16 protein-coding genes are annotated in these 24750 nt (G+C 36.2%); 4 read left to right on the top strand and 12 right to left on the bottom strand.

Translation table 11 applies throughout. The features are described 5' to 3' along the window. Positions 1–168 precede the first annotated feature (168 nt). The 3 genes from GIY83_RS01325 to GIY83_RS01315 are packed head-to-tail and all read right to left on the bottom strand — an operon-like array spanning position 169 to position 4943. A complete protein-coding gene (locus GIY83_RS01325; protein WP_208684172.1) occupies positions 169–3318 on the bottom strand; it encodes an efflux RND transporter permease subunit in 3150 nt (1049 codons plus the stop codon). 6 nt (positions 3319–3324) lie between these two features. Further along, the gene (locus GIY83_RS01320; RefSeq protein WP_208684170.1) at positions 3325–4446 is read right to left on the bottom strand and encodes an efflux RND transporter periplasmic adaptor subunit; all 1122 of its coding nucleotides are present in this window, start codon (positions 4444–4446) and stop codon (positions 3325–3327) included. Continuing rightward, positions 4446–4943: a DUF2480 family protein gene (locus tag GIY83_RS01315; protein ID WP_194615621.1), complete on the bottom strand. Its 498-nt coding sequence runs from the start codon at positions 4941–4943 to the stop codon at positions 4446–4448. Before GIY83_RS01315 ends, GIY83_RS01320 begins: the two co-directional genes overlap by 1 nt. Before the next feature lie 419 nt (positions 4944–5362). On the opposite strand from GIY83_RS01315, the gene GIY83_RS01310 reads away from it, so the two are divergent. Next, positions 5363–5974 carry a metalloregulator ArsR/SmtB family transcription factor gene (locus GIY83_RS01310; RefSeq protein WP_208684168.1) on the top strand — a complete coding sequence of 204 codons (612 nt, stop codon included), beginning with the start codon at positions 5363–5365 and terminating at the stop codon, positions 5972–5974. Positions 5975–6084: 110 nt separating this feature from the next. Here the strand turns inward: GIY83_RS01310 and GIY83_RS01305 are convergent, their stop codons facing one another. From GIY83_RS01305 to GIY83_RS01265, 9 genes are all read right to left on the bottom strand, one after another. After that, positions 6085–7503: a TolC family protein gene (locus GIY83_RS01305; RefSeq protein ID WP_208684166.1), complete on the bottom strand. Its 1419-nt coding sequence runs from the start codon at positions 7501–7503 to the stop codon at positions 6085–6087. Next, on the bottom strand, positions 7484–8839 hold the full coding sequence (locus tag GIY83_RS01300) for an HlyD family secretion protein (protein ID WP_194615618.1): 1356 nt from the start codon (positions 8837–8839) through the stop codon (positions 7484–7486). The genes GIY83_RS01305 and GIY83_RS01300 overlap by 20 nt, the downstream gene beginning before the upstream one ends. A gap of 2 nt (positions 8840–8841) precedes the next feature. Further along, the gene (locus tag GIY83_RS01295) at positions 8842–10497 is read right to left on the bottom strand and encodes a peptidase domain-containing ABC transporter (protein WP_194615617.1); all 1656 of its coding nucleotides are present in this window, start codon (positions 10495–10497) and stop codon (positions 8842–8844) included. A 107-nt stretch (positions 10498–10604) separates the two neighbouring features. Beyond that, positions 10605–10940 (bottom strand): hypothetical protein, encoded by a 336-nt coding sequence (locus GIY83_RS01290; RefSeq protein ID WP_229029182.1) that lies wholly within the window; start codon positions 10938–10940, stop codon positions 10605–10607. A 390-nt stretch (positions 10941–11330) separates the two neighbouring features. Further along, on the bottom strand, positions 11331–13154 hold the full coding sequence (locus tag GIY83_RS01285; RefSeq protein WP_208684164.1) for an alkaline phosphatase: 1824 nt from the start codon (positions 13152–13154) through the stop codon (positions 11331–11333). Positions 13155–13595: 441 nt separating this feature from the next. Beyond that, a complete protein-coding gene (locus tag GIY83_RS01280; RefSeq protein WP_208684162.1) occupies positions 13596–15131 on the bottom strand; it encodes a RagB/SusD family nutrient uptake outer membrane protein in 1536 nt (511 codons plus the stop codon). 19 nt (positions 15132–15150) lie between these two features. Next, positions 15151–18540, bottom strand: a complete 3390-nt coding sequence (locus tag GIY83_RS01275) for a SusC/RagA family TonB-linked outer membrane protein (protein ID WP_208684160.1) — start codon at positions 18538–18540, stop codon at positions 15151–15153. 246 nt (positions 18541–18786) lie between these two features. Continuing rightward, a complete protein-coding gene (locus tag GIY83_RS01270; RefSeq protein ID WP_208684158.1) occupies positions 18787–19707 on the bottom strand; it encodes a FecR family protein in 921 nt (306 codons plus the stop codon). A 115-nt stretch (positions 19708–19822) separates the two neighbouring features. After that, positions 19823–20380 carry an RNA polymerase sigma-70 factor gene (locus GIY83_RS01265; RefSeq protein ID WP_208684156.1) on the bottom strand — a complete coding sequence of 186 codons (558 nt, stop codon included), beginning with the start codon at positions 20378–20380 and terminating at the stop codon, positions 19823–19825. 499 nt (positions 20381–20879) lie between these two features. Here GIY83_RS01265 and nagA point away from each other — a divergent pair, with 499 nt between their 5' ends. The 3 genes from nagA (at position 20880) to GIY83_RS01250 (ending at position 24574) form a co-directional block, all read left to right on the top strand. Beyond that, the gene (nagA, locus tag GIY83_RS01260; RefSeq protein ID WP_208684153.1) at positions 20880–21998 is read left to right on the top strand and encodes an N-acetylglucosamine-6-phosphate deacetylase; all 1119 of its coding nucleotides are present in this window, start codon (positions 20880–20882) and stop codon (positions 21996–21998) included. Between the two features lie 315 nt (positions 21999–22313). Continuing rightward, the gene (locus GIY83_RS01255) at positions 22314–23555 is read left to right on the top strand and encodes a hypothetical protein (protein WP_208684151.1); all 1242 of its coding nucleotides are present in this window, start codon (positions 22314–22316) and stop codon (positions 23553–23555) included. After that, entirely contained in the window at positions 23546–24574 is a 1029-nt protein-coding gene (locus GIY83_RS01250; RefSeq protein WP_194618566.1) for a hypothetical protein, read from the top strand. Before GIY83_RS01255 ends, GIY83_RS01250 begins: the two co-directional genes overlap by 10 nt. Positions 24575–24750: the final 176 nt, after the last annotated feature.

Raw genomic sequence — 24750 nt, 5'->3', positions numbered from 1 at the left:
TTTTAAAATCTTTTAATGTGTGGCAAAAAAAAATTAACCACAAAGTTCACAAAGGTTTACGCAAAGTCCGCTAAGGTGAAATCCTTTTAATCTTTTTAATCTGTAGCAAAAAAATAACCGCAAGCTATTCCCTCTGAACCTTTGTAGCTCTGAACCTTTGAACCTCTACTAATCAATTATTCTCGGTTCATGAGACGGTTCTTTTACTCCACCCACTTTTTCCTGCAACGACTGGAAAATGATAAACAGAACCGGAATAACAAAAACCCCGAATAAAGTACCAATCAACATTCCTCCAACGGCAGCTGTACCAATCGATCTATTGCTTAATGCTCCTGCTCCAGTGGCAATCATCAACGGAATCAATCCGAAGATAAAAGCGAAAGAGGTCATTAAAATTGGACGTAATCTGGCTTTCGCACCAAATAAAGCCGACTGAACTAAACTTCTTCCGCTCAGGCGGTGCAACAGGGCGAACTCTACAATAAGAATCGCATTTTTTGCCAAAAGACCAATCAGCATAATCAAACTGATCTGAAGGAAAATATTATTATCAACCCCAAACAAATTCGCAAATATAAAAGCTCCTGCAAGCCCGATTGGTAAGGATAACAACACCGAGAATGGCAGGATATAACTTTTGTATTGTGCGCTCAATAAGAAGTAAATAAAGATTAAACAAAGTCCAAAGATTAAGGTGGTCTGGCTTCCGCTTGACAATTCTTCTTTGGTTAAACCTGAAAATTCATACGTATAACCTCGGTCTAATGTTTGTGCTGCCACTTCTTCGATTGCTTTTATGGCATCTCCTGAACTGTATCCGGCATTTGGCGATCCTGTAACCGTAGTTGAGGTAAAGAGGTTAAAACGGTTTATAAATTCCGGGCCATACGTTTTTTTCAAGGTTACAAATTCTGAAATTGGCGCCATTGCACCTTTATCTGTTCGAACAAAAACTTTATTAATATCACTTTCTTTGGCTCTGTAATCCGCATGCGATTGCAGCATCACTCTGTATTGTTTTCCGAATTTATTAATGTCCGAGGCGTAGATTCCTCCAAAATATCCCTGAAGCGTATTCAGCACGGTTTTTACGCTAACGCCGGCATCTTTACATTTTGCCACATTTACATTCACTTCCATTTCAGGAAAGCCAATATTAAACGGACTGGTTGCATACATAATCTCTGGCCGCTGATTGATGGCCAACATAAACTTGCCGATATTCTTATCAAAATTCTGAAAACTTCCTCCGGTTCGATCCTGCAATTGCACTTCGAATCCGTTACTGTTTCCAAATCCCTGCAGAGTTGGCGCGGCAAAGAATATGATACTTGCCCCTTTTATATGAGCTGTTTTGGCAAACAACTGACTTACCACCGAATTAACATCCTGAGTTTTCCCTTTTCTTTCGTTCCAGGGTTTCAGTCTAATAAACAAAGCGCCGTAAGAACCTCCATTTCCATGAATTAAATCCATTCCTGACAATGTAGATGAAAGCTCTATCTCTGGAATACTTCTGGCAATACTATCTATTTCTTTTGTAATTTCTTCGGTGCGTTCCAGTGTCGAGGAGGCTGGCAAAACTACATTTCCGAAAATTGCTCCTCCGTCATCATTGGGCACAAAACCTGTAGGTGTTGTTTTGATTAACGCATAAAATATCATCCCAAATACTGCTATAGCCAGTAAGGATATCCATTTTCTGCGAATCAGGAATCGAACCGCTCCAATATATTTATGGGTTAAAGCATCAAAAGCTACATTAAAACCAGCATAGAATTTTGGTAAAAACCCTTTATCGTGATATGATTTTTCAGGATCGTGTGGTTTTAATAAAATAGCACAAAGAGCAGGACTTAAAGTCAGGGCATTTACAGCCGAAATTAAGATGGCTACAGCCAATGTTAATCCGAATTGCTTGTAAAATACTCCTGCTGAACCTGTGATAAAAGTAACAGGAACAAACACCGCCGACATAATTAAGGTAATGGATATAATTGCTCCGCTAATCTCGCTCATGGCATGAATAGTCGCTTTCTTAGCTGATTTTGCGCCCTGATCGAGTTTAGCATGAACGGCCTCGACAACCACAATCGCATCATCGACAACAATACCAATGGCTAAAACCAAAGCAAAAAGGGTCAATAAATTGATCGTAAACCCAAATAACTTTAGGAAAAAGAAAGTACCAATAATCGAAACCGGAACTGCAATTGCCGGTATTAGTGTGGATCTAAAATCCTGTAAAAAGATAAATACCACAATAAAAACCAGAATAAAAGCTTCGATAATGGTATAAATTACCTTTTCGATAGATGCATCCAGAAAATCATTGGCATTTAAGAAGGTATGATATTCTACTCCCGGTGGAAAATCTTTGGATGCTTTTTTTAGGATATCCTCGCAGGCAATAATTAATTCCCTTGCATTCGATCCTGAAATCTGACTGATTGCTCCTCCTGAAGAAACTTTACCTTGGGTAATCAATGATGTAGTATAATCTAAAGCTCCAAATTCAATATCGGCCACATCTTTCAATCGCAATAAACTTCCTTGTTGACCACTTCTTAGTACAATGTTTTCAAACTCTGCCGGATTTTCAAGTCGGCCTGTAAATTTTAAGGCATATTGAACCGATTCTTTACTATTTTCTCCAATTTTCCCCGGAGCAGCTTCGATGTTTTGTTCTTGCAATGCGGCAATAATATCATCCGGAACCAAACCTTGATTTGCCATTGCATCGGGTTTTAACCAAATACGCATCGAATATTCCTGATCGCTATAAATTTGGGTTCCTCCCACTCCTTCAACACGTTTCATTTCGGGAATAATATTGATTCTTAAATAATTATCAAGAAATTTTTCGTCATATTTCCCGTCTGTGCTATACAACAAGAAACTAAAGGCAGTACTACTCAACTGTTTGCTGGTCGTAATACCTGCTTTAATAACTTCATTGGGCAATAAACTTGTCGCTTTTGTAACCCTGTTCTGAACATTTACGGCAGCCATATCAGGATTTGTTCCCTGTTTAAAAAATACGGTTATCGCTGCACTACCATTACTACTGGCAGTAGAGGTCATATAAGTCATATTCTCAACTCCGTTTATTTGTTCTTCCAGAGGTATAATTACACTTTTCATCACCACATTAGCGCTGGCTCCCTGATACGAAGCGTTTACCACCACTGTTGGAGGGGCAATTTCAGGATATTGTGATATGGGCAGAGAGGCTAATCCCAGCAATCCCAAAATCACTATGATGATCGATATTACGGTGGATAATACCGGATTTTCTATAAATTTTCTAAACATGATTTTTTATTTTTTTGAGGAAGAAATCGGTGCGATTTTTACTCCGTCTCTTAAATTTCCTATTCCTTCTGTAATGATGATATCTCCGGCTTTTACCCCTTCGGTTACTACATATTCTTTTTCGGTTGATTCGTTTCTTATTTTTATTTCGGTGTTATGCACTACATTTTGAGCATCTACTGTAAAGACAAAAAAGCGGCTCTGCAATTCGAATACTGCTTTTTTAGGAATCAAAATGGCCGCTGTAAACTGTGTTGGAATCACAATTGTAGCACTTGCTCCGCTCCAGAGTTTTCCTTGCGGATTTGGAAAAACGGCTTTAAAATTAGCTGATCCTGTCCCTGCATTTAAAACTCCGCTTAAAGTCTGGATTTTTCCTTTTGAGCAATAGGTTTCTCCATCGGCGGTAACCAGAGAAACTTCGGGCATATTCCTGAATTTATCCTTTAATTGATTGCCTGAAAATTGTCCCAAAAAAGAGTTTAACTGCTGTTGACTTAAAGAGAAATAAGCATAAATATTTTTGGTATTGGCAACCGTAGTCAAAGGATCCGGCGCAGAACTGCTGACCAAACTTCCTATTTTAAACGGTAAACTGCCCACAACTCCGTTAATTGGACTCACAATATTGGTGAACGCCAATTTAGATTTAGCCGAAGATAAATCAGCATTTGCCTGGCTTAATTCGGCTCTTTTTATGCGTTCTATATTTTTGGCTGAGGTTAATTCGTAGTTGTTTATAATTTTCTTTTCTGCTAAAGCCGATGTTCGTTTGGTTTGAATAACGGCTGTTTCCAGACTTGCTTCGGCGGCGAGAACTGCGGCTTTCTTGTTGTTTACTTCCTGCAAATAACTATTGGCATCGATTTTAAACAACGCTTGTCCTTTGGCTACAGCCGAACCTTCCTCGACATAAACCTGCTCTATATATCCGTCTACTTTTGAGCGTATTTCGACGGTTTGCTCCCCTTCTAAAGTGGTGGGATATTCTACCGAAACATCGGCTTTTTGAGCCTTTAGCGTAAGCGTTGGATATGATACCGGACTTTCTGTTTGCTCTGTTTTTTTAGTCTGGCATGAAACGATCAAAAGTGTTCCTATAAACAGGATTGCTGTTATTTTTTTCATTATTTTCTTTTATAAATCATTAAAGGAGAACCTGCTTCTCCCCACATTAGGGTTTTTACATATTTAATTAACTGGCTTGTGGCCAATACAAGGATTTCTTCGGGCAGAGATGAATTGGCTTTTAGTACTACTTTTTGATTGATAAAAGCCGAAAACTCTATTTTCCGTACTCTTTCAATCCATAAAAGATTGATGTGGTTTTCTGTTACAGAATACAAAACTATTGATCCATGAGGCGCTAGCAATGAACTAATTAATACATAAGCCCAAAGTGGAACAATGGCATCATTTGAACAAGTGATTACTACGTCTTTTCCTGTAAACTGCGTCCAGTTGATATTGGCCATTTCAGATCGAAAGGCTTTTTCCTGCAATAGAAAATCTTCTATTAGAAAAGGCACAATATCGAATACTATAAAATCATTTTCACTGGGTTTGTATGACCGTAAATCAAGGGTTTGTATGCCTGAAGCATCTATTTTATTTATTATTTCCATATCTGGATGATTAAAAAATTGAGATATTATTGCGTTTTAAATTTTTGAATTTGGCTGATTTTTAGACATAGATATCCCCTGCTCAATCTGAATACTATTTTTTGATAGTAAGTTGAGTAAGTAAATTTTTAATTAAAGTATTTGAGATTTTTAAAATCTAGAGGATAGACTATTTAAAAGTTTTCATCAGCACATTCCAGTACGGAACGATATAAACAGGTAAAATAATCCTATCATATGAACTAAGGGGAGGTGATCGTAATTCTAGTACCATAATTTTACAGTTTGTATTAATAAATGCTGTAACTCACAAGTTGGATTGCTTTTAGGATAATAATATCTCGCAATGAGCTTTGATAAGTAAGACAAAATTAATAATTTTGCATAATAAAACAACTAAATACTTGTTTTATTAATTTATGACTACAAATAAGATTTTAATGTTGCTCAAAATGCGAGGTTCTCTTACGGCTCTTGAGATTGCTCATGAGCTTAAAATAACCAAGGAAGGTGTTCGGCAACAGTTAGTTAAACTTGTCGAAGAAGAACTTATTCATCCTCAGGAAGAATCTAAAGGTGTGGGCAGACCCCAAAAAATGTTTAGCCTTACAGCAAACGGAAATGCTAAATTCCCCGATACTCATGCTGAACTAACCTTAAAACTAATTAATATTATTAGTTCGATGGGCAAAAATACGCTCGATGAAGTTATTAATGTTTATGAAGAAGTCGGGAAAAAGAAGTATCACGAAGAAATTGATATTATCCCTAATCTGGAACAAAAAATAGAGAAACTTGTCGAAATAAGAACCCGAGAAGGTTATATGGCCGAATACGCTAAGAATGATGAAGGATATCTTTTGGTCGAAAACCACTGCCCTATTTGTGCAGCTGCTACTATTTGTCAGGGTTTTTGTTCGTCTGAATTAAATACTTTCAGGTCTGTATTAGGCAACGACGTTATGATCAATCGTATTAGCCATATTATTGCCGGCGAAAGAAGATGTGCGTATCAAATTACCTTGAATTAATTTCGCTTTTAAATAGAAAAGACATTAAATAGAAAAAACCTGTAAAACATTAATTTTACAGGTTTTTTCAGTCAACGAATAAATATAATTAAACTCTAAAGTATTAAAAATCAATCTGGGTTTGCTAGTATTTTATACAACTCAGCATTCGAAATATAATACTGATTCTCGATACTAATTTGGGACAGTTTTGCACTTACCAGATTATTTTCTCTTGAATTGATAAGGAATATCGAGCTTTCGCCAAAGGAAAACAGTTTCTCCTCTGAGTTGAGCATGGTCATGTAATCTTTGACCAGATTATCTATAACATTTTTTTGTCTTTTTAACGAAGCAATTTCTGTTTGCTGTGCTTTGATTTTATTCTTTAATTCGAGTCTTTGCTGATCGATATCAAACTTTAAATCCTGAATTTTAAGTTTGGCGAGTTTTAGACCTCCTCTTTCTTTTCGCAGAAAAATCGGGATACTAAAGTCGATATTAAACTTATAATCATCGGCATTAAAAGAATTAAAATAAGAGGGTTCAGAAATATAATTGTACCCCACATTTAGTTTTGGCAATAATGAATTTGCTTTGAGTTGTCTGTTGATTTCCAGCATCGACATTTTAGTTTCCAGAGCCTGAATTTTAGGATGCGCTTCAAATGTTTCTGAATTGACCATCATCGCTGAGGTTTTCAATGTTTCCTCGAGTGTCTGAATTAAATTCTGCTCTGGTTTTACATTCTCTTCTAACTCCACCGGAACATTTTCGATCCATAAATAATTAGACAGATTCAGTTTGGCTTTGGCCAGTTTCAGGTTCCCGTTTTCTACATTCAGTTCCCTGTTTCTGACTGTAATTCCAGCTTCGACACTGTCTATAGCAGGAGAATCTCCAAGTTCAATCAGTTTTTTTACGCCATTAAAACGAGTACTGGCAAAACCCAGATAACTTTTATAAAGTTCGGCCTCATTATAACTTTTTCTCCATTCAAAATACGCTTCACTGGCTTTATATAAAACCTCGATTGCCCGCAGTTTTCTTTGTGCGTCGCTTAATTTTAATTGCAATTTTCCTTCGCGAACATCGGCCATTCTTTGGTTGATAAACATTCCCTGACCCAAAGCTACGCTAATTCCTAATGAGGTTAATCCGGCTTCGGGCGTACGGTTTTGTGGATTGTAATATTGTCCGTCTGTATCATCAAAACCGGCTTTGATTTCGACACCGTACCAGGTTGGGATTTTGAAACTACTGTTTAATAACGAATAATATTCGGTTCCTTTAAATTCTTTTTTATTGTAATCTACTTCAATTTTTGGATCAAATCCGCCGCGCGCCACCATAAGCATGGCCTGAGCGCTGCTCACTTCAAGGTTGGCTTGTTTTACCAGCGGATGGTATTTTTTTACATATCCTAAAAACTCGCTATAACTTAATTCTTCTTTGTTAAAATCCTGACCGTAACCGGTAACAATGCCCAATAAGAATAAAAAAGAAAACAATTTTATAGCAGTTCTCCTCTTATTTTTTGTCCTTTCCATTTGCTGCTTTTTCATCTGACTTATAATAATTTGGCGGAAAACCATTCAGGTTACGCCATATTTCGTACCATACCGAAACGGTTTCTAACAATGCTATACTTTGTGCACCGGCGCCAATACTAAGTTCTTTAGGCCATTTCTCTTCTTTATTTCCATCGGGAGCAATTAGTACCCGGTACTTTCCATTGGCGCTTATAAAGTTTTCGATAGCCACAATTTTACCTCCAAAGGTTCCGTAAGACAATCCCGGCCATCCTGAAAATACAATTCTTGGCCAACCGTCAAACCAAACACGTACTTCGGCACCACGATGTACCAGCGGAAGATCGATAGGATCTACATACGTTTCTACTGCGATATCATAACTTGCAGGCATTATACTTACAATTGGTGTTCCTTCTTTTATGGTTTCTCCAAGACCGGTTAGTAAAGCACGGTTTACATATCCGCTTTGAGGAGCCGTGATATAATACATTCCGTTTCTGATGCTATAATTTGCATATTGATTCTCCAGCTTATTTACCTGAGCTTCTGTATCATATTGTGTACTTAAAGCGGTAAACTTATCACTTCTTGATTTTGATATTTTTTCAGCATATTCAGCCTTAATTCTATTAATCTCCACTTGAGCATTTATAAACTCATTTTTACTGCTTAGCAATTTATTTTGCTGCGTGATAATATAAGCTTCAGATTCCTGTAGTTTTAGTCGTTTTTGCTCTACATCAGTCATTGGTTTTAAACCTTCTTTATTAAGGGCAGTAGAACGATTAAACTGTGTTTGAGCAATTCTTAACTGTGTTTTTACCGCTTCAAGATCCATGCTGTCACTTTTTATTTTCAGCAGTGACTGTTTTATTTTATTCTCTGCCTGTTGCAGTTTTAGTTCTCTTTCGGTATTAAGCGATTTTGCCTGATCGTTAAGCGAAGTCACTTTATCACCATACGATTCTACCGCCATTTTTTTAGCATCGACCTGCTCTTTGGTATTTCCCACTAAATTTGGATCCAGGTAATCTTCTTTGGTTTCTGAAATAAAAAGAATCGTATCTCCTTTTTTGACATAATCGCCCTCTTTTACAAACCATTTCTCTACTCTACCGGCAATGGCATTATGAACAGTTTGTGGTCTTTGATCCGGTTTTAATGTGGTTACGGATCCGCTTCCTGAAATGTTTTGTGTCCAGGGAAGGAACAAACACGCCAGTCCGAACAATAAAAATCCTATGATGACTCTGTTTAAAATTTTATAATGGGGCCTGCGGGCAACGCTGGTTATCGAAGCGTATTTTCCCGGAGTAATAAGTACGTTATTATCTTTAGATAAATTGAGCATGATTAAAGCTTTATGTCGTTAATAATTTTTCCATCATCAATCGTAATCATACGGTCGCATTTATTCTTCCAAATATCATTTTTAGAAGTTAAAATTACCGTCCAGTTATTTTCTTCAGAAAGTAAAAAATCAACTATTTTACCCGAAGTCAATTCGTCCATTTTATCAACAGGATCTTCCAGAAACAATATATTCGGTTTGTTTACAATGCTTCGTGCCAAAAGAATTTTTTGAACATCTGAAGCCGAAAGTTCGCGCCCGCCCGGATGAATTTGATTTTCGAGTCCGTTAGGAAAAGTTTTAATATATGGTGTAAGGCAGACATTGTCTAAAGCCCATTTTAGCTCATCATTATCAATGGTTTCGTTACCAAAAAGAATATTCTCCCTAATGGTTCCCGCAAAAAGTGTATCGCCCTGCAAAAATGTACCTGCCTGCGCTCTGTAGGTGTTTTCATCCAGACGGTTCATATAATTGTCTGTGATGTACATCGCACCGCTTTCGGGTTCTAGTAAACCTGAAAGTAAGCGTAATAAAGTACTTTTTCCGGCTCCGTTTGGTCCTCTTAAAATAATTTTTTCTCCCTGAGATATTTTCAGGTTGATGTTTTTAAGCGATTTTTTGTTATGATCGGGATAGTTGTAAGCAACACTTTCTGTTTCAATATTGATGCCGGTATCGCTTACCGCTGAGGTTTGCGGAATACCCGAAATCTCCATATCGGTCACCTGACCAATTTTTTCAACAGAAGTCAGTACATCATAAAATGATTCTAACCCAAAGATGATTTTTTCGACAGAATTGATCAGCAATACAATCACGATTTCAGCTGCCACAAACTGCCCAATATTCATTTGATGGTGAATTACCAGAAAACCACCAATCGACAAAAGGGCAGCCGTAACAATAACTTTAAAAATAGTCAGCTGAATGTATTGTTTTTTCATGACCTGAAAATGCTTCTCGCGATAATTGATATATTCGCTCACATAACCGTCGTTTCGGTTTAATGCATATTCGAAACCGCCTTTTCTTCGAAAACTTTCACGATTGCGCGCAATTTCCTGAATCCAGGCTGCTACTTTATATTTAAACTTAGATTCATTGAGACTTGTTTCTAAACCATCTTTGTACGAAAACTTAAAAATGATATAAAGAATAACAATAAACAAAAGCCCAATTACGGTAAAAAAGGAATGGTACAAAACCAATAATATAATACCAAAACCTACCTGCAGAAAGGCGGCACAAAAATCCAGTAAAAGTTTTGCAGTTCCTTTTTGAACCATCAGGGTATCAAAAAAACGATTGGCTTTTTCGGGTGCATATTCAGAATACATTTCTTTAAATTTAATTAATGGCATTCTGTAAGCAAATTCAAATGAAGATCGGACAAAAATTCGCTGCTGGAGGTTTTCTACTATTCGGAGTTGTAATATGATCAGAACCCCGCCAAAACCAACTCCAACGGTGACCAAAAATACAAGTACTACCCAGGAAACACTGAGCTGCCCGCTCTGAATAAAATTAATAATAGCCTGAATTCCTAAAGGCAGTGAAAGATTTACAAGACCGGCAAAAGCGGCGTAAAATATAATTTGATATACGTCGCGCTTATCAAGTGCGAGTAAATTATAAAAACGTTTTAATGGTGTCATGAATTTATATATAAATACAAGATTAATAGATAGACATTAACATACGGTAAATACCATATTAAGGTTGGTAGATTTTCATTTAAATCTACAAAAAAAAAGTGAAATATTTATACAATCATCTCAGGTGGAGGCAAATAAATCTTGCCATGAAATGCAAATAAAAAAAGTGGATTGTCTATGTAGTTTTTTCTCTTAGATCCGTTTTTGAAATATAAACCCGCTATAGCTGCATTGTGAGGAACCAGATAATCTAATAAAACAATGCCTTTTGCAAGCTTGGTGGTTTTAGCATCTTTGGTTTCATAATCATCCAGTTCTTCAGCAATTCCGTCGCATTTGAATATTTTTTTCAGGAAATTGCAGGTCATTCCCTTTACGGAATTTACCTCAGCATTATCATTTATAATTTGGCTGAAACTGTTAGACAAATTGATACTGCTCATTAAAAAATAGCCGATCAGCAACGCCTGAAGGCATTTGCATAAAAAACTATTTTTGATTTTATTCAACATTTCTAAAAGTTATATTATTTGCAGCAATCACATTAAAAAAGGGCTATTTCAAATCAATTATTATCTTCAGAAAATAGCCCTGTTTAAAGTTATTTTTTCTCAAAAAAAGTACAAGGGCGCAATTTAAATCTAAATTTTCGCTGCTACATTAGAATAACATTAGAATTTCAGACCTCACCCATAAACCACTGACTTAGAAACGTTTAAAAAACAATCGCTTTATTTATTCCTTTACTTTTTTTGAAGATTCATTTATTTATAAAAAAAAAGAGACAGTTTTATTACAAACTGTCTCTTGAAATTTTTAAAACAAAACCAACACTATTTTTTAGATAAAACCTCCATAATCTTAGTATAAATTTCGGTGTTTTGATACACGCCCATAAAATTCTCTGCACCCGGACCATAAGCAAAAAGCGGAACCGGAACTGCGGTATGATCGTTTGTACTAAAACTTCCGTGTACATATCCTTTTTCTATACTTCCGTCGATTAACGAAAGTCCGCCAGTTTCGTGATCTGCCGTAACGATTAATAAAGTTTCTGGATTTTTATCTACAAATTCCATTGCCTGTCCTACTACTTTATCAAAGTCAAGCATCTCGCGAACTACATATTCTACGTTATTCTGATGTCCGCCATAATCGATTTGTGCGCCTTCAGCCATGATAAAAAACGGATTTTTTGTTTTGGCAAAAGTTGAGGTTGCTTTGGCTAAAGATTTAGATAAAAAATCCCCTCTTCCGTTTTTCATAGACACTACCGAAGCGTCATCCAAAACAATAAATTTGAAGTTTTTGATGGTATCCAAAGAGCTGAATTTATCCGAATAAGTGTAGCCTTTTTGTATCAATAGCTTCGAAAGATCTTTACCATCTTTTCTTGATGTAAATTCTTTTGGCCCTCCTCCTATCAAAATATCGGACGGATTTGCTAAAAAATCTTCGGCAATTGGCTGGCTGTAACTTCTCTCTGGCTGATGTGCGTAAAAACACGACGGAGTAGCATCGGTAATATTTCCGGCGGAGATAATGGCCGTTTTATAATTTTTATTGGCCAATTGCTGGGTGATTAATTCCAATGGTTTTCCGTTTTCATCTACGCTTATAAAACGATTATTGGTTTTATGTCCCGTTGCCATTGCAGTTGCTCCCGCAGCCGAATCGGTAATATAACTGTCTGAAGATTTGGTGATCGAAAATCCCTGAGTTGGAATATTAAACAAACTCAATTGCCCTTTATTTGCTGTGTAGCCTGAATAAATCTGCGTTAACCCCATTCCGTCACCAATTAAAAGAATGACATTTTTGGGTTTCTTTTTGGCTAAAGCCGAAGCATTTTTAGGAACATACGCCTGATGAAATTCGGTATTTTGATAAAATGTAGATTTGATATTGTTGATGAAATGCGTCAGTTCCGGAACATTATCGGTACCAATAAAATCAACTTTTAGGTTCATCAGCGTCATCCATGTATTTACATTATCCTGAGTGGCCCAAAAACGAACTTTTTTATTTTGATCGTGTACTTTTTTAATGATGGCTTGTACTTTTTCAGCATCAGCCTGAGTCATGACACCTTTCCCGTTCCATATCGTAATTTCTTTTAGATCCTCGCTGATCATTTCAACACGGGATAATTGTTCGGGAGAATAATTCTCGTTCAGTCTTCCGTCAAAATAAATAAAATCAGGATAGTCTTTCCAGGTTGTTGGCGAAGGTCGGTTTCCTGAAATTACGACTTTTAGATTTTTGTTCGAAATTAAATCAGGATAGGTTTTAATTTGTTGGGTAATTAATTTTAAAGATGCATCGGCTTCTGTTTTGATATCGATCATTAAAATCAATGGTTTATTACTTGGATATGCTTTTGCGCCCAGACTTTTTAATTTATTAGAAAGCGGATCCAGATATTGATTTTTAAGGGTATTCTGTGGTGTAATTTCTTTTGAGGTATGCGCCACAAAAAGTTCATTATTTACAAGAAAAACATCGGCTTCGATAACACCGGTTTCATTAGAATAAGCTTCGTAAAAAGGAAGTTTACTCGCATAATCATTATGCGAATGAATGTTGGATGAACTGTATTCCTGCCCTTGTGCAAACACAAAGAATTGGAGGCAAAAAAGGGTGATTAATTTTTTCATTGGAAAAATGGGGTTTGTTTATTTTTTTAAAGTTTTTGGAGATTTTTAAGTTGTTAAGGTTCATTTAAGTCCGCAATGAGAATTGCCAATCTTTGTGAGTTTTAATCTCGCAAAGCCGCAGGAGTCGCAAAGTTTTTTCTCATTGTATGTTGTAAAGCTCCATTGGAGCGATATATATGTCACCCTGATGGGGTTCAAATTCTTTTTATCGATTAAATTTCTATAAATATGAGGTCCTGCTGGGACTTTTTTTTATTAATAACTTACAATTAAAATCATTTTTAATCCTTTAATCTGTGGCAAAAAATCAAACAAACCAGCATTTTTCTAAAAAAAAAGACTGGCTTGTTTTTATATCTAAAAATTCATTTATTTTTTCTTACGACTGCAAGCTCCGACAAGCTTGCAGCGTAGAAAAAACAAACAAACTGAAACTACAAATTACCAGCCTTTATTTTGCGTAAGTGCTCCTTTGCTTACTGCTATTTCGTCTGGTGGTATTGGCCAAACATGGTGAATGGCAGGGTTGAAATTACGGGCCGGATAAATCACGGTTCCGTTATAATGGTGTAAAGGTTTTGCGTATGTTGACTGAGCATCGCCCCAACGCACAAGATCGAAATGACGGTCTGTCCATTCTCCGGCCAATTCGCAACGTCTTTCTCTTTTTAAATCGGTTAGTGTTGCTCCGGCAAGATCGCCAAGACCTGCACGGTGACGAATCATATTGATTTCGGTATCGGCGTTTAGACCTTTCATTAATTTGGCTTCGGCCAACATTAAAATCACATCGGCATAACGCAAAAGCGGTACGTTTAAAGCTGTCGAAGGTTTGTCTCCGTTGGCATTTACATAACGAATGTCGATTCCGCCAGAAGTTGTTTTTGGGTAACCAAATGGCTCCATATATTTATTGAACTGATATCCGGTTCTGTTACTGGAACTTACTATGTATTTCCCCTCGTTGAAAGTCACTAATTCTCCAAAATACAGGAACTTATCTCCCTTTTGCAAAATAGTCGCGCTGCGTCTTTTATCTGTTGGATCATAAGTATCAAACAATTCTTTGGTAGGATAAAAATTTCCCCAACCATTGTAAGCTCCCCAACCTTTATCCTCCAGACAAACTCCAGGAAAAATAGAACCTAAAGAAGTATTTTCGGCACTTGAAGTTACAGACCAAATATATTCTGAAGACCAATTATTTTTAATTTTAAATACATCTTCAAAATTATCCAACAGCTTGTGTTTTCCGCTGGCAACAATCATATTGGCATACTTAATGGCATTGTCCCAGTCTTTGGCATACAAATACGTACGAACCAAATATCCCCAGGCTGCTGTTTTATGAGCACGCCCGTAATTGTCTGGAGTTAGTTCATTAAAATAAGGCAATAACTCAGCTGCTTTTACTAAATCTGCTGCGATATAGGCATAGTTTTCAGCTACATTTTTAGCTCTTGGCACATACACATTGGTAGGATTTTCACGATCCTGAATTGGGATTCCGGCGCGATCGTCACCATAATGGTACGCCAATTCTAAATGCATCACGGCGTGGTTAAAATAAGCTTCGCCCAACATGGTGTTTTTAGTTTTTTCATCTAGATTTATCTTGGGAATGTTACGAATCACATCGTTGCAGCGTTTCATGATTTCGTAGTGAATTCTCCAGATATCTTTGGTATCAGATTCTGCACCATCAACAATAAAATTCTTGATACGTTCTGCATTTTGTCTTGGTTTTGTTCCAATATCATCACTTGCATTGTTCAGCCAGAAAAATCCGCGACCGTACATATTATCATCAGAATATAAAGCATAAATCGCGTTTACTCCTGCTTTTGCATCTGCAGGGGTTTTCCAGAAATTTCCGCTTGAAGGTGCTCCTTGCGGAACCAAATCAAGTTCGCTTTCGCAAGCTGTCGCGCCTAGTAAAAGCAAAAAACTCAATACTAAAAGACTTAAATTTTTCATTTTATTTGTTTTATGTTTTTTAAAAAGTTGCATTTACACCCGTCATATAAATACGGGAAAGTGGATATTTTCCTAAGTCCATACCAAAGTTGTTCAGTCCAACCTCAGGATCCATTCCTGAATATTTGGTGATCGTGAAAAGGTTTTGTCCTGAGATAAAGAATCTCAATTTTGCTTTTCCGTTTAGCCATTGGTCTTTAACCGTATATCCAATCGAAAGGTTTCTTAATCTTACGAAAGAAGCATCTTCGATATAAAAATCAGAGATTCTACCAAAGTTATTGTTGTTATCTGTTGATGAGAGTACCGGAATATTAGTATTAGTATTGCTTGGCGACCAGGCATTTTTAGACTCGGCCAATAAGTTGTATCCAGGGAAAGAAGCATTTAATCCAGTATGTCTTACAGCATTAAAAACGCTATTTCCTGCTGCTCCGCTAAAAAATACATTCATATCAAAACCTTTGTACTTAAAGTTCATATTCAAACTAAAAGTGGTTTTAGGAAAAGGACTTCCCAACACAACTCTATCGCTGTTGTTGATGACACCATCTCCGTTTACATCTTTAAATTTAATATCTCCCGCAACAGCGTTGGGCTGATAGACTTCGCCTTTGGTATTTACATACCCTTTTGCCTCTGCATTACTTTGAAACAATCCGTCTGTAGAATAGCCGTAAAAAGCACCAACCGGACTTCCTACCTGATAGATATTGGCCAAAGGCAAACTACGAACACGACTTAAGTTCAATGGCTCAAGAGAGGTTAAATCATCTTTTATCGAAACAATTTTATTACTCAAAAAGGCCGCGTTTGCTGTTACATCAAATTTAAAATCACCACGTGTTTTTTGGTAGGTCAAACTTGCTTCGATTCCTTTGTTTTCTACATTTCCTGAGTTTACAATTCGGCCCAGTGGAGTTCCTGAAACACCCGGAAGCTGATCACGAACCAACATGTCTTTGTTTGTTTTTACATAAGCATCCAAAGATCCTGACAAAGCGCTGTTGAACATCGTGAAATCTAATCCCACGTTGGTTTGCTCAGAGCTTTCCCATCTTAAATTAGGGTTTGATAATTCGCTTTCTGCGTATCCATAATTGATTACCGGAGTTGACCCGATTAAACCTTGAGTTTGAGTCAATGGTACACTAAACTGGTATGGTCCAAGGTTTCCAAGGTTTCCTATTTGTCCCCAACTTCCACGTAATTTTAATGTACTGATTATCGGATTAATACCTTTCATGAAGCCTTCTTCAGAGATCAACCAACCTGCAGAAACAGACGGATAAACTTTCCATCGGTTTTCAGATGTTAGTTTTGAAGTTCCGTCACGACGCACAATTCCTGATATTAAATATTTTTGATTAAAGTCGTAATTCAATCTTCCAACATAAGAAGAAATAATTTCTTCAGACAAACCAGCATTTATTTGCTGTACCAATTTAGCATTCAATAAATAACGTTGTGAGGGATCTTCGTTATCGAAACCTGTACCTTGTATGGTATAAAAATTTCTTTTGGTTTGTTGGTACGTATATCCTGCTAAAGCTTTGAAATTATGTTTGCCTAACGATTTTTCGTAAGAAAGAGTCTGCTCACTTAACAAATCTGTTGTTGTTGAGTTGGTTAAGGTTAATCTATTAAAATCAAACACTTTACCCGGTTCTGTAATTTTAACCGCAAAATCGGTTGAGTTGTTTTGAATTCTGGTATACCCCCAATTTGATTTTACTTTTAATCCTGAAATAATTTCCCATTCGGCATAAGGATTGATCAAAATTGTGGAAACAGGATTTCTGTTGTCCAGTCTTTTTAGATAAGCTACAGGATTAATTACGTCTCCGTAAGAACCAATATATTTTTCAGGAACTCCACCAAATTGTCCTGAACCGTCTTCTCTGTAAATAGTTGCATTTGGCGGATAAAAAATCGCTGCTAAAATTGCACCGGTATAACCACTATTTGTATTTGCCGCCTGTCCATCTGTTAAGGAATACGACATGTTTTCTCCTAATGTAAAATTTGGCGCCAGTTTAAAAGAAGAATTGGCTCTTGCGGTATATCTCGTTCCGAAAGTATTCAATAAAATCCCTTCATTTTTTCTATAACTTCCTGACAAAAAGAAATTTGATTTTTCTGTTTTTCCGTTTACCGAAATAGACAAATCTTGTATTTCACCTGTACGGAAAATTTCATCCATCCAGTTTGTTTTGGTTGTTCTTGCTGTTGGCTCAAATGCAGGATCAAAAGCAGGAATTCTAGGCAGACCGGCATTATCTCTGGCCGTGTTCATAGCATCAGCATATCCTGCAGCATCCAGAACATCCAGTTTTTTGGCCACACTCTGAAAACCTCCCTGATAATTTACATTGACATTAATATGATCTGAAATTCCTTTTTTTGATGTAATTAAAATTACTCCACCAGAAGCCCTTGCCCCATAAATTGCTGCCGAAGCCGCATCTTTTAGCACACTTATCGATGCAATATCATTTGGGTTTAATGTATTTAAAGATCCGCTGTAGATAATTCCGTCTAAAACGATCAAAGGCGTTTCGGCATTCAAAGAACCAATACCACGAATGTTGATGGTTGGTTCTGCCGTAGGATCTCCACCATTATTTATTACGGTAACACCTGCAACTGTACCTTGCAATAATTCAGCTGCACTGTTGTAGGTTCTGCTTGAAGTTTCTTTCATAGAAACCGTTCCAACAGCTCCCAAAACCTCATTCTTTTTTACCGAACCATATCCCATAACCACAACTTCCTGAAGCTGTTTCATATCGGCTAATAGTTTTACGCTTATGTTTTCATCCGAACTCGTAACTTTTACTTCCTGCGTAACATACCCTACGTATGAAAAAACAAGTACAGCTTCTGATGAATTGATTTCCATTTTGAAAGTTCCGTCGAAATCTGTCGTTGCGCTTGCATCAGAATTTTTGTCTTTGATTCCAACACCTGGTAACGGCATTCCGTCATCGCCTCCAAAAACAGTTCCTGAAATGCTTATTTTGCCTTGTCCTGCATCTGCCAGTTTTTGATTTTTTTTGATGACAATATTGTTGCTTACAATTTCGTATTTCAGAAAAAAATTGCTGCATATTTTATCTAATGCTTGTTCTAAGGTTACGTTATTCAGTTTCAAACTAATCTTCTGATTGGTATTGACCTGATTGGTTTCGTACATAAAATGCACATCAGCCTGTTTTTCTATTTTCTGAAAAACACTTTTTATACTTTCGTTTTCTACTTTTAAAGTTACCCTCTTGCTAGTGTCAACTCTTGCTGCTTTCATTGTTGATCCGATAAAAAATAAAGCCAAAAAAAAGAGTGCTTTGGTTAGTACGGATTTTTTAATGCTCTGACAGTTTACGACGTACCGCATTTGTTTTTTAGTCATGTTTTTGGAGTTTTAATTTGTGTTTGGATTATTGCTTGGTTTCTACCTAGATGATTGATTCGTTTTAAATGCTATAATTTGTATTTCTATATTTTTTTTAATGTTTTGATTCTAATCTGATTTTCAAATTAATGTCTGTGTTTATTTTTTTGCACGCAGATTTAGCGGATCAAGCAGATTTTTAATTTTTAATTCTTCGATTTGATTAATTCTTTTATTCTGTATTAAAGATTTTCAACATTTATCTTATTGAATTATATATGTTCCTGCTTCGATTTTATAATTGGCATTGATGATATTGCATAGCAAAGCCACGACCTGATTAACAGGTAATTCTTTGAAATAGGCACTAATTTTTAGATTGTTTAGTTTTTTGTTTTCGATCTGGATCGCCACATTATAATTGCGATTGATTGTGGCAATAACTTCCGGCAATGGCGCATCTTCAAAAACGATGATGTTTTTGCGCCATAGCGAAATAGAATTCACCGGAATATCTGTAAAGGCTTGCAGTTTATTATTTTTAGATTTAAAAACTACTTTTTGTCCCGGCGTTACATACACATTCTCTTCGGTAACAGTCGATTTTACATTTACTCTTCCGGTTAAAACCGAAACTTCCTGTGTGGCGTGATCCGGATAGGCCTGAACATTAAAACTGGTCCCTAATACTTTGGTATCCATTTTATCGGTATGAATGATAAAAGGATGTTTTTTATCTTTGGCTACATCAAAAAAAGCTTCTCCGGTAAGGTATACTTCACGTGTTCCGCCTTTAAATTTTATAGGATATTTTAAATGACTTCCGGCATTGAGCCAAATCTGGCTTCCGTCGCTCAAGGTTATTTTTGCGTGTTCGCCCAATTTGGTGGCATATTCTTTCGAAATTGTTTTTACAAATGACAGATAAAAGAAACAGGACAATCCCATTAAAAAAATGAGTGAAGCTGCCATAACCCATTTTCTGGCATGAAGAAAAATAACTTTATTCGTTTTCTTTATCTGTCTGATTTCTTTTTTTAGTTTCGAACGATCAGATTGTATTAGTAAAGCAGGATCTAAAATTTCTTCCGGGTGATCGTACCAGTTATTCCATAATTCTTCTGCTTTTAAAGAAGGCTTTCCTTCTAAAAAAAGTTGTACGTCTTGATGTAATTTTTCAGGCATTATAATTTTTTTATCTCTTTAATAGTATGTCTTGGGATTGTTACTTTTAGGTAGGCGCTTAAGGTTACGCTTTTGTTAAGAAAAAACGTTGACTCTTAATTTTTAGCAAACAATATCAATTGAATTCGCCCAAATAGTTTCGCATAAATTTTAGCGCGTAGGCAATATGATACTTTACGGTTTCGTGCGATACATTCAGTTCTTCGGCAATCTCTTTGTTGGTGTAATGTTTGATGCGGCTTAGAATAAAAACTTCTTTTGATTTTTTAGGAAGTAACAAAGTAGCTTTGTCAACCGCTTCCTGAAGTTCTTCGTAGTAGATGGAATCTTCGGTGGCATTGGTACTATTGTGATCATTTGTATTTCTGTCGGTAACCTCTTTTATATATTGGTCGGTAATGGTGTGCGATTTGATATAATCTAAAGTCACATAACGAACTGAAGTGTAGATATAAGCCGAAAATTTCTTTTGAATCACCAGGGTCTTCCGACGTTCCCAAATAGTAGTAAAAACTTCCTGAACAATTTCTTCAGCAACGGAAACCGATTTCATTCGCACATAAACAAAGCGAACCAATACATCCCGATACCGAAAATACAATTCATTAAACGCTTTGTCTTTTCCTTGTTTCAGTAATTCAACAAGCTGCTCATCTGTAAATCCTTTATACATGACGCATCACTTTTGGATTATTTGGCGAATGAACGGTGCTGGCTAAAACACCAGTTTCGATTATTTTTTTGCGATGTATTCTTAATTTAAAAAATGACATATACTACAATTGTGTTGTTTATAATATGTCTCCAAAATTAGAAATGAGGGTAGGTCTGCAAGGTTACGTTTACATTAATAAAAATGTCCCGTTATAAAACATTGTATTAACATTTCGTCTCTTAGATGTTATGCACCAGATATTTGTATGATATCGCTTATTAACTTCATAAAAAAAAGGAACAGTTAAAAAACTATTCCCTTTTAAATTTACCTGCACTAATAAAATTATGCCTTAAGCTTTTTTAAAAATTTATTCCCTTCTTAGCATCGCTGTCGTTTTTTTTTGATGGTATAGTTAAAATGTATAATTTTCTAAAATTTAGAATAGGGAAATTATTCTATCTTGTGAACAAATTTCGAAATCAATACGTTTAAAATAATAAAGAGTAGCATTAAAATGAAACAAGCGATTATCAATACGATCATTCATACTGGTGATGAAATTATTACTAACGGAGTTATTATTATAGAAAACGGAAAAATAGTATCGGTTCAGAATGACATTCAGAATAATATTGAAACGATTGATTTAAAAGGAAAACATATTGCTGCGGGATTTATCGATATTCAGATTAACGGCGGAGAAAAGCTATATTTTAGCCAGACTCCTACCGAAGAAACGATTCAGGATATTTATGATGCCAGTTTAAAATACGGAACCACTCATGTACTTCCTTGTTTGATATCTTCCTCGCATGAAACCATTCTTCAGGGAATTGAAGCTGTTCGCAATTACATGAAGAAACACAATAATGGTGTAATCGGAATGCATTTAGAAGGGCCGTTTTTGAATCCGCTAAAACGTGGCGCACATAGTATTGATCAGGTTCGTAAACCCACCAATGCAGAGCTTGAAGAAATTATCAGACTTGGAAAAGATGTTATAAAAGTCATTACCATTGCTCCGGAATGTTTCACAGACAAACAGCTGAATATGTTGCTGGAAAGTGATATTCAAATTTCAATTGGGCATTCTACTATTACGCATAAAGAAGCGCAGGTTTATTTTTCGAAAGGGATAAAACTCGTAACCCATTTATTTAATGCCATGACGCAATTCGGTCATCGTGAACCGGGTTTGGTTGGAGCTACTTTCGAAAACGAAAATGTATATGCCCCCGTAATTCTTGATGGTGCTCATTGCGATTATGCTGCGGCAAAACTAGCGTATAAACTTAAACAGGATAAATTCTTTTTGATTAGTGATGCCACTTTTTTAGGTCGAAAAGTAGCAAATTTTAAATGGGATAATTTTGATGCGCATCTGGACAATGGTTTTTATCGAAATGACGACGGAAATTTGGCCGGAGCCACGATCTCAATGCTCGAAGCGGTTCAAAATGCTTATAATCATTTAGAGGTTTCAGCAGACGAAGCGATCAAAATGGCCACTTCACGCGTTGCAAGTGCGATTGGTTTAGAAGACCTATTCGGAAAAATAAAAGCAGGATTTCCGGCTGCTTTTGTTCAGTTCAACGATGATTTATCCGAAATAGAAACCCTGAATTTTTCTTAAACTAAAACTTCATAAAAGGATTAAGGCAAAAAGACTTCGGCTACCCAAAAATTTTAACATTCGATAATAACATTCCATTTTAGACAAAATCGAAATATTTTTAATCAAAATCGAAAATGTATGTTTCAATAAGGTACTATCTTCGTTTGGTACCAAATTAAAAGGAAGACAAACAATTTAACGAAGAAAAATCTAAAAAAACTTATTATTATTACAAATTAAATACACGTTTTTCTCTCAATATTCTTGTTTTACACAAGTATATTGATAGTTTTGCGTTTTATAAATAAACCCCAAATTTAACCTACAAACCTTATGAGAAAAACCATTTCTTATTTTTTGCCATTGGCATTATTCGCAGGTGTGCTTTTTAGCTGCAGCGATGATGACTCAAAAGGCGACAATTACAACCCCAATTATCTGGCCGTCATTGATGCTACTGCTTTACCCAAAGAAAACAGACCAATGACCATGTTCCAAGACGATGAGAACTCGTCGAAAATGTATGACAACAAGGATCGTTTTTTCCGTGTTAATCAACCCTTGCAGATCATCCAAAAAGGAAAAGATTCTGTACAGGTTTCTCTTTATTCTCCTGTTGGTCTGAGCGATGTAAAAGTCTATGCCAAAATAGCCAACTACGACAAGCGCTTTTTAATTTACGAATTTTCTAAAGTTCCTGCTTTTCACCGTTCTTTTCACCAGCTTCCCTTGGTCGAAGGTAAACACGATTATCAGTTAGAAAACGGTAAAACAGTTACAATTGATAAAATTGGCGGGTTTTCTTCGGGAGCGATCGAATTTTCTGTAGAATCATCAGATCCTTTATTTGCCAAATTCAAGAAAATTAAATCAAATCGACTAGTACAATTCAGCACGCAGTACCACCTTAATAATCCTGCTGATGATCCTAATAAATATTTACCGATGAATCCTGTTTTGGCCAAAGAAGCCATTACAATGATCATCAATTTCTCGTATGCCATTAGTCATCCTTTGTATTATGATACATTCATGAATTTTGACCGATACAAAAGAGAACAGGCTGCAACAGCAGGAACCGCAACCGTTAATGGCGCATTGAACTGGCACGGAAACGCTGATGATGTAGACGGAGTTTACGATTATCTGACCAAAGCTCAAATCGAACAAGCGTATAATACCTATATAGACAGCAGAACTTTGAATATGGCCATGGTGGGCGGAGGTTCTGCCTGGGGCGGAGGTGCTTTGGCATCGCAATGGGAATCAGGTTATGTAACTGGACACTGGAATGGAGAAATGTCGGTTTGGTCACACGAATACTCACATCATAGTGGTTACAGCCACAGCAGTAATTTGGCCAATAGCGGCCAGGGCGGCGGTCAGCAGGAAATGTTAACCGATTTTTATAAATATCTGATTTCTTTAAACGATCTTCCGTTTACAGATCCGGATATTTTAAAAGGATATACGAAGACAGCTTATTTAAATGGTACTTACAAAAAACCTGTCTTTAAGATTAATCCGAAAAATCCATTTTTACTAAAATATAAAGGAGAAGGAAAATGGAACTAACCTACAAAACTATCATGAACAAAATACCATTTTTACTACTAGTACTTTGCCTTTTTACCAATTGCAGCAAAGATTCTAATGGCGATGATCCAACTACTTATAACTACTTCTACCCTACTGATGAGGCTTCGATAACAGCGGCTCAAATTGGGGACGGAACCGGAACTTTAGATCCTAAAGGAATCGCGATTGCCAACGAAAAATTATATGTTGCTAATGGCAATGTACTTGAGGTTTTCAACGCGGTAACTTTGGCACATATCAAAACCATTACCGAATATAAAAAAGGAACTACCACGACTGCGTTGACCGAAATTACTTCTGTTGCTGTTGATAAAGGCCGAATTTATATAGGAAGCCGTGAATCAAGACTTTTTGTAATAGATGAAAATACAAATGCCGGAATCAGCATTGTTGGAAATGGTCAATGGTGGCAAACTTTTGTACACGTTTTTGGTGTTGTGGTAAAAGACGGATTGGTTTTCGTGAAAGAAAAAGAAACTTCGATCAAAGTTTTTGAAACTTCTCAGATCACAACAACCAGCGAGTGGAATCTAAAACCTATTGCCAAACTGAATACATTAAACGGTTTTGATCAGGTATACTCATTAGATGTTGAAGCTGGAAATTTAGTAGTTGCCGGAAGAGATGCAAAAAGTTATTTGTATTATAATATTGCAGCAATAAAAACCAATGCTGCAAGTTCGCTTACTGAAGCTATAAAACCGATTACTTCTACCATAGTGGCTAAACCAATTGCAGTTAGTTTTACCCAGGATTGGGCTGTTACATCTGAAAATGTTGGAAGTGTCAATTTTTTACGCCTTTATCCTAAAGCAGATTTTATGGCACGTAATTATAACGCAAGTGTAAATATTTCTGATGTTTTAGGACAAAATCCATTTGGTAGTATTGTAAGTGTGGCGCAACTTAACGATCGTATATTTTTATCGGATAATACCAATAAAAAAATAAGAATTCTTAAGCTTAATCAATCTGTGATTAAGGAACAGAATTAAAAAATTCCAATTTTTGAAATTCCAAATTTCAAAAAAGCTGAAATCTCAAATTCCTTCATTGGAATTTGGGATTTTTTTTATTTTGGAGTTTTACTTTTGTAGATTGGAATTTGGGATTTTAAAAATTTGGAATTTGCTACTAGATAAATCGTAACTTTTCATGCTTTTTTGATACC

The organism is Flavobacterium sp. SLB02, assembly GCF_009664855.1.
Classification (GTDB): domain Bacteria; phylum Bacteroidota; class Bacteroidia; order Flavobacteriales; family Flavobacteriaceae; genus Flavobacterium.
The sequence above is the reverse complement of the archived record's forward strand: the minus strand, read 5'-3'. Positions and strand labels throughout refer to the sequence as shown.

Coding starts and splice junctions, on each gene's coding strand:
- GIY83_RS01325 (WP_208684172.1), bottom strand. CDS start 3,318: ATGTTTAGAAAATTTATAGAAAATCCGGTATTATCCACCGTAATATCG.
- GIY83_RS01320 (WP_208684170.1), bottom strand. CDS start 4,446: ATGAAAAAAATAACAGCAATCCTGTTTATAGGAACACTTTTGATCGTT.
- GIY83_RS01315 (WP_194615621.1), bottom strand. CDS start 4,943: ATGGAAATAATAAATAAAATAGATGCTTCAGGCATACAAACCCTTGAT.
- GIY83_RS01310 (WP_208684168.1), top strand. CDS start 5,363: ATGACTACAAATAAGATTTTAATGTTGCTCAAAATGCGAGGTTCTCTT.
- GIY83_RS01305 (WP_208684166.1), bottom strand. CDS start 7,503: ATGGAAAGGACAAAAAATAAGAGGAGAACTGCTATAAAATTGTTTTCT.
- GIY83_RS01300 (WP_194615618.1), bottom strand. CDS start 8,839: ATGCTCAATTTATCTAAAGATAATAACGTACTTATTACTCCGGGAAAA.
- GIY83_RS01295 (WP_194615617.1), bottom strand. CDS start 10,497: ATGACACCATTAAAACGTTTTTATAATTTACTCGCACTTGATAAGCGC.
- GIY83_RS01290 (WP_229029182.1), bottom strand. CDS start 10,940: ATGAGCAGTATCAATTTGTCTAACAGTTTCAGCCAAATTATAAATGAT.
- GIY83_RS01285 (WP_208684164.1), bottom strand. CDS start 13,154: ATGAAAAAATTAATCACCCTTTTTTGCCTCCAATTCTTTGTGTTTGCA.
- GIY83_RS01280 (WP_208684162.1), bottom strand. CDS start 15,131: ATGAAAAATTTAAGTCTTTTAGTATTGAGTTTTTTGCTTTTACTAGGC.
- GIY83_RS01275 (WP_208684160.1), bottom strand. CDS start 18,540: ATGACTAAAAAACAAATGCGGTACGTCGTAAACTGTCAGAGCATTAAA.
- GIY83_RS01270 (WP_208684158.1), bottom strand. CDS start 19,707: ATGCCTGAAAAATTACATCAAGACGTACAACTTTTTTTAGAAGGAAAG.
- GIY83_RS01265 (WP_208684156.1), bottom strand. CDS start 20,380: ATGTATAAAGGATTTACAGATGAGCAGCTTGTTGAATTACTGAAACAA.
- nagA (WP_208684153.1), top strand. CDS start 20,880: ATGAAACAAGCGATTATCAATACGATCATTCATACTGGTGATGAAATT.
- GIY83_RS01255 (WP_208684151.1), top strand. CDS start 22,314: ATGAGAAAAACCATTTCTTATTTTTTGCCATTGGCATTATTCGCAGGT.
- GIY83_RS01250 (WP_194618566.1), top strand. CDS start 23,546: ATGGAACTAACCTACAAAACTATCATGAACAAAATACCATTTTTACTA.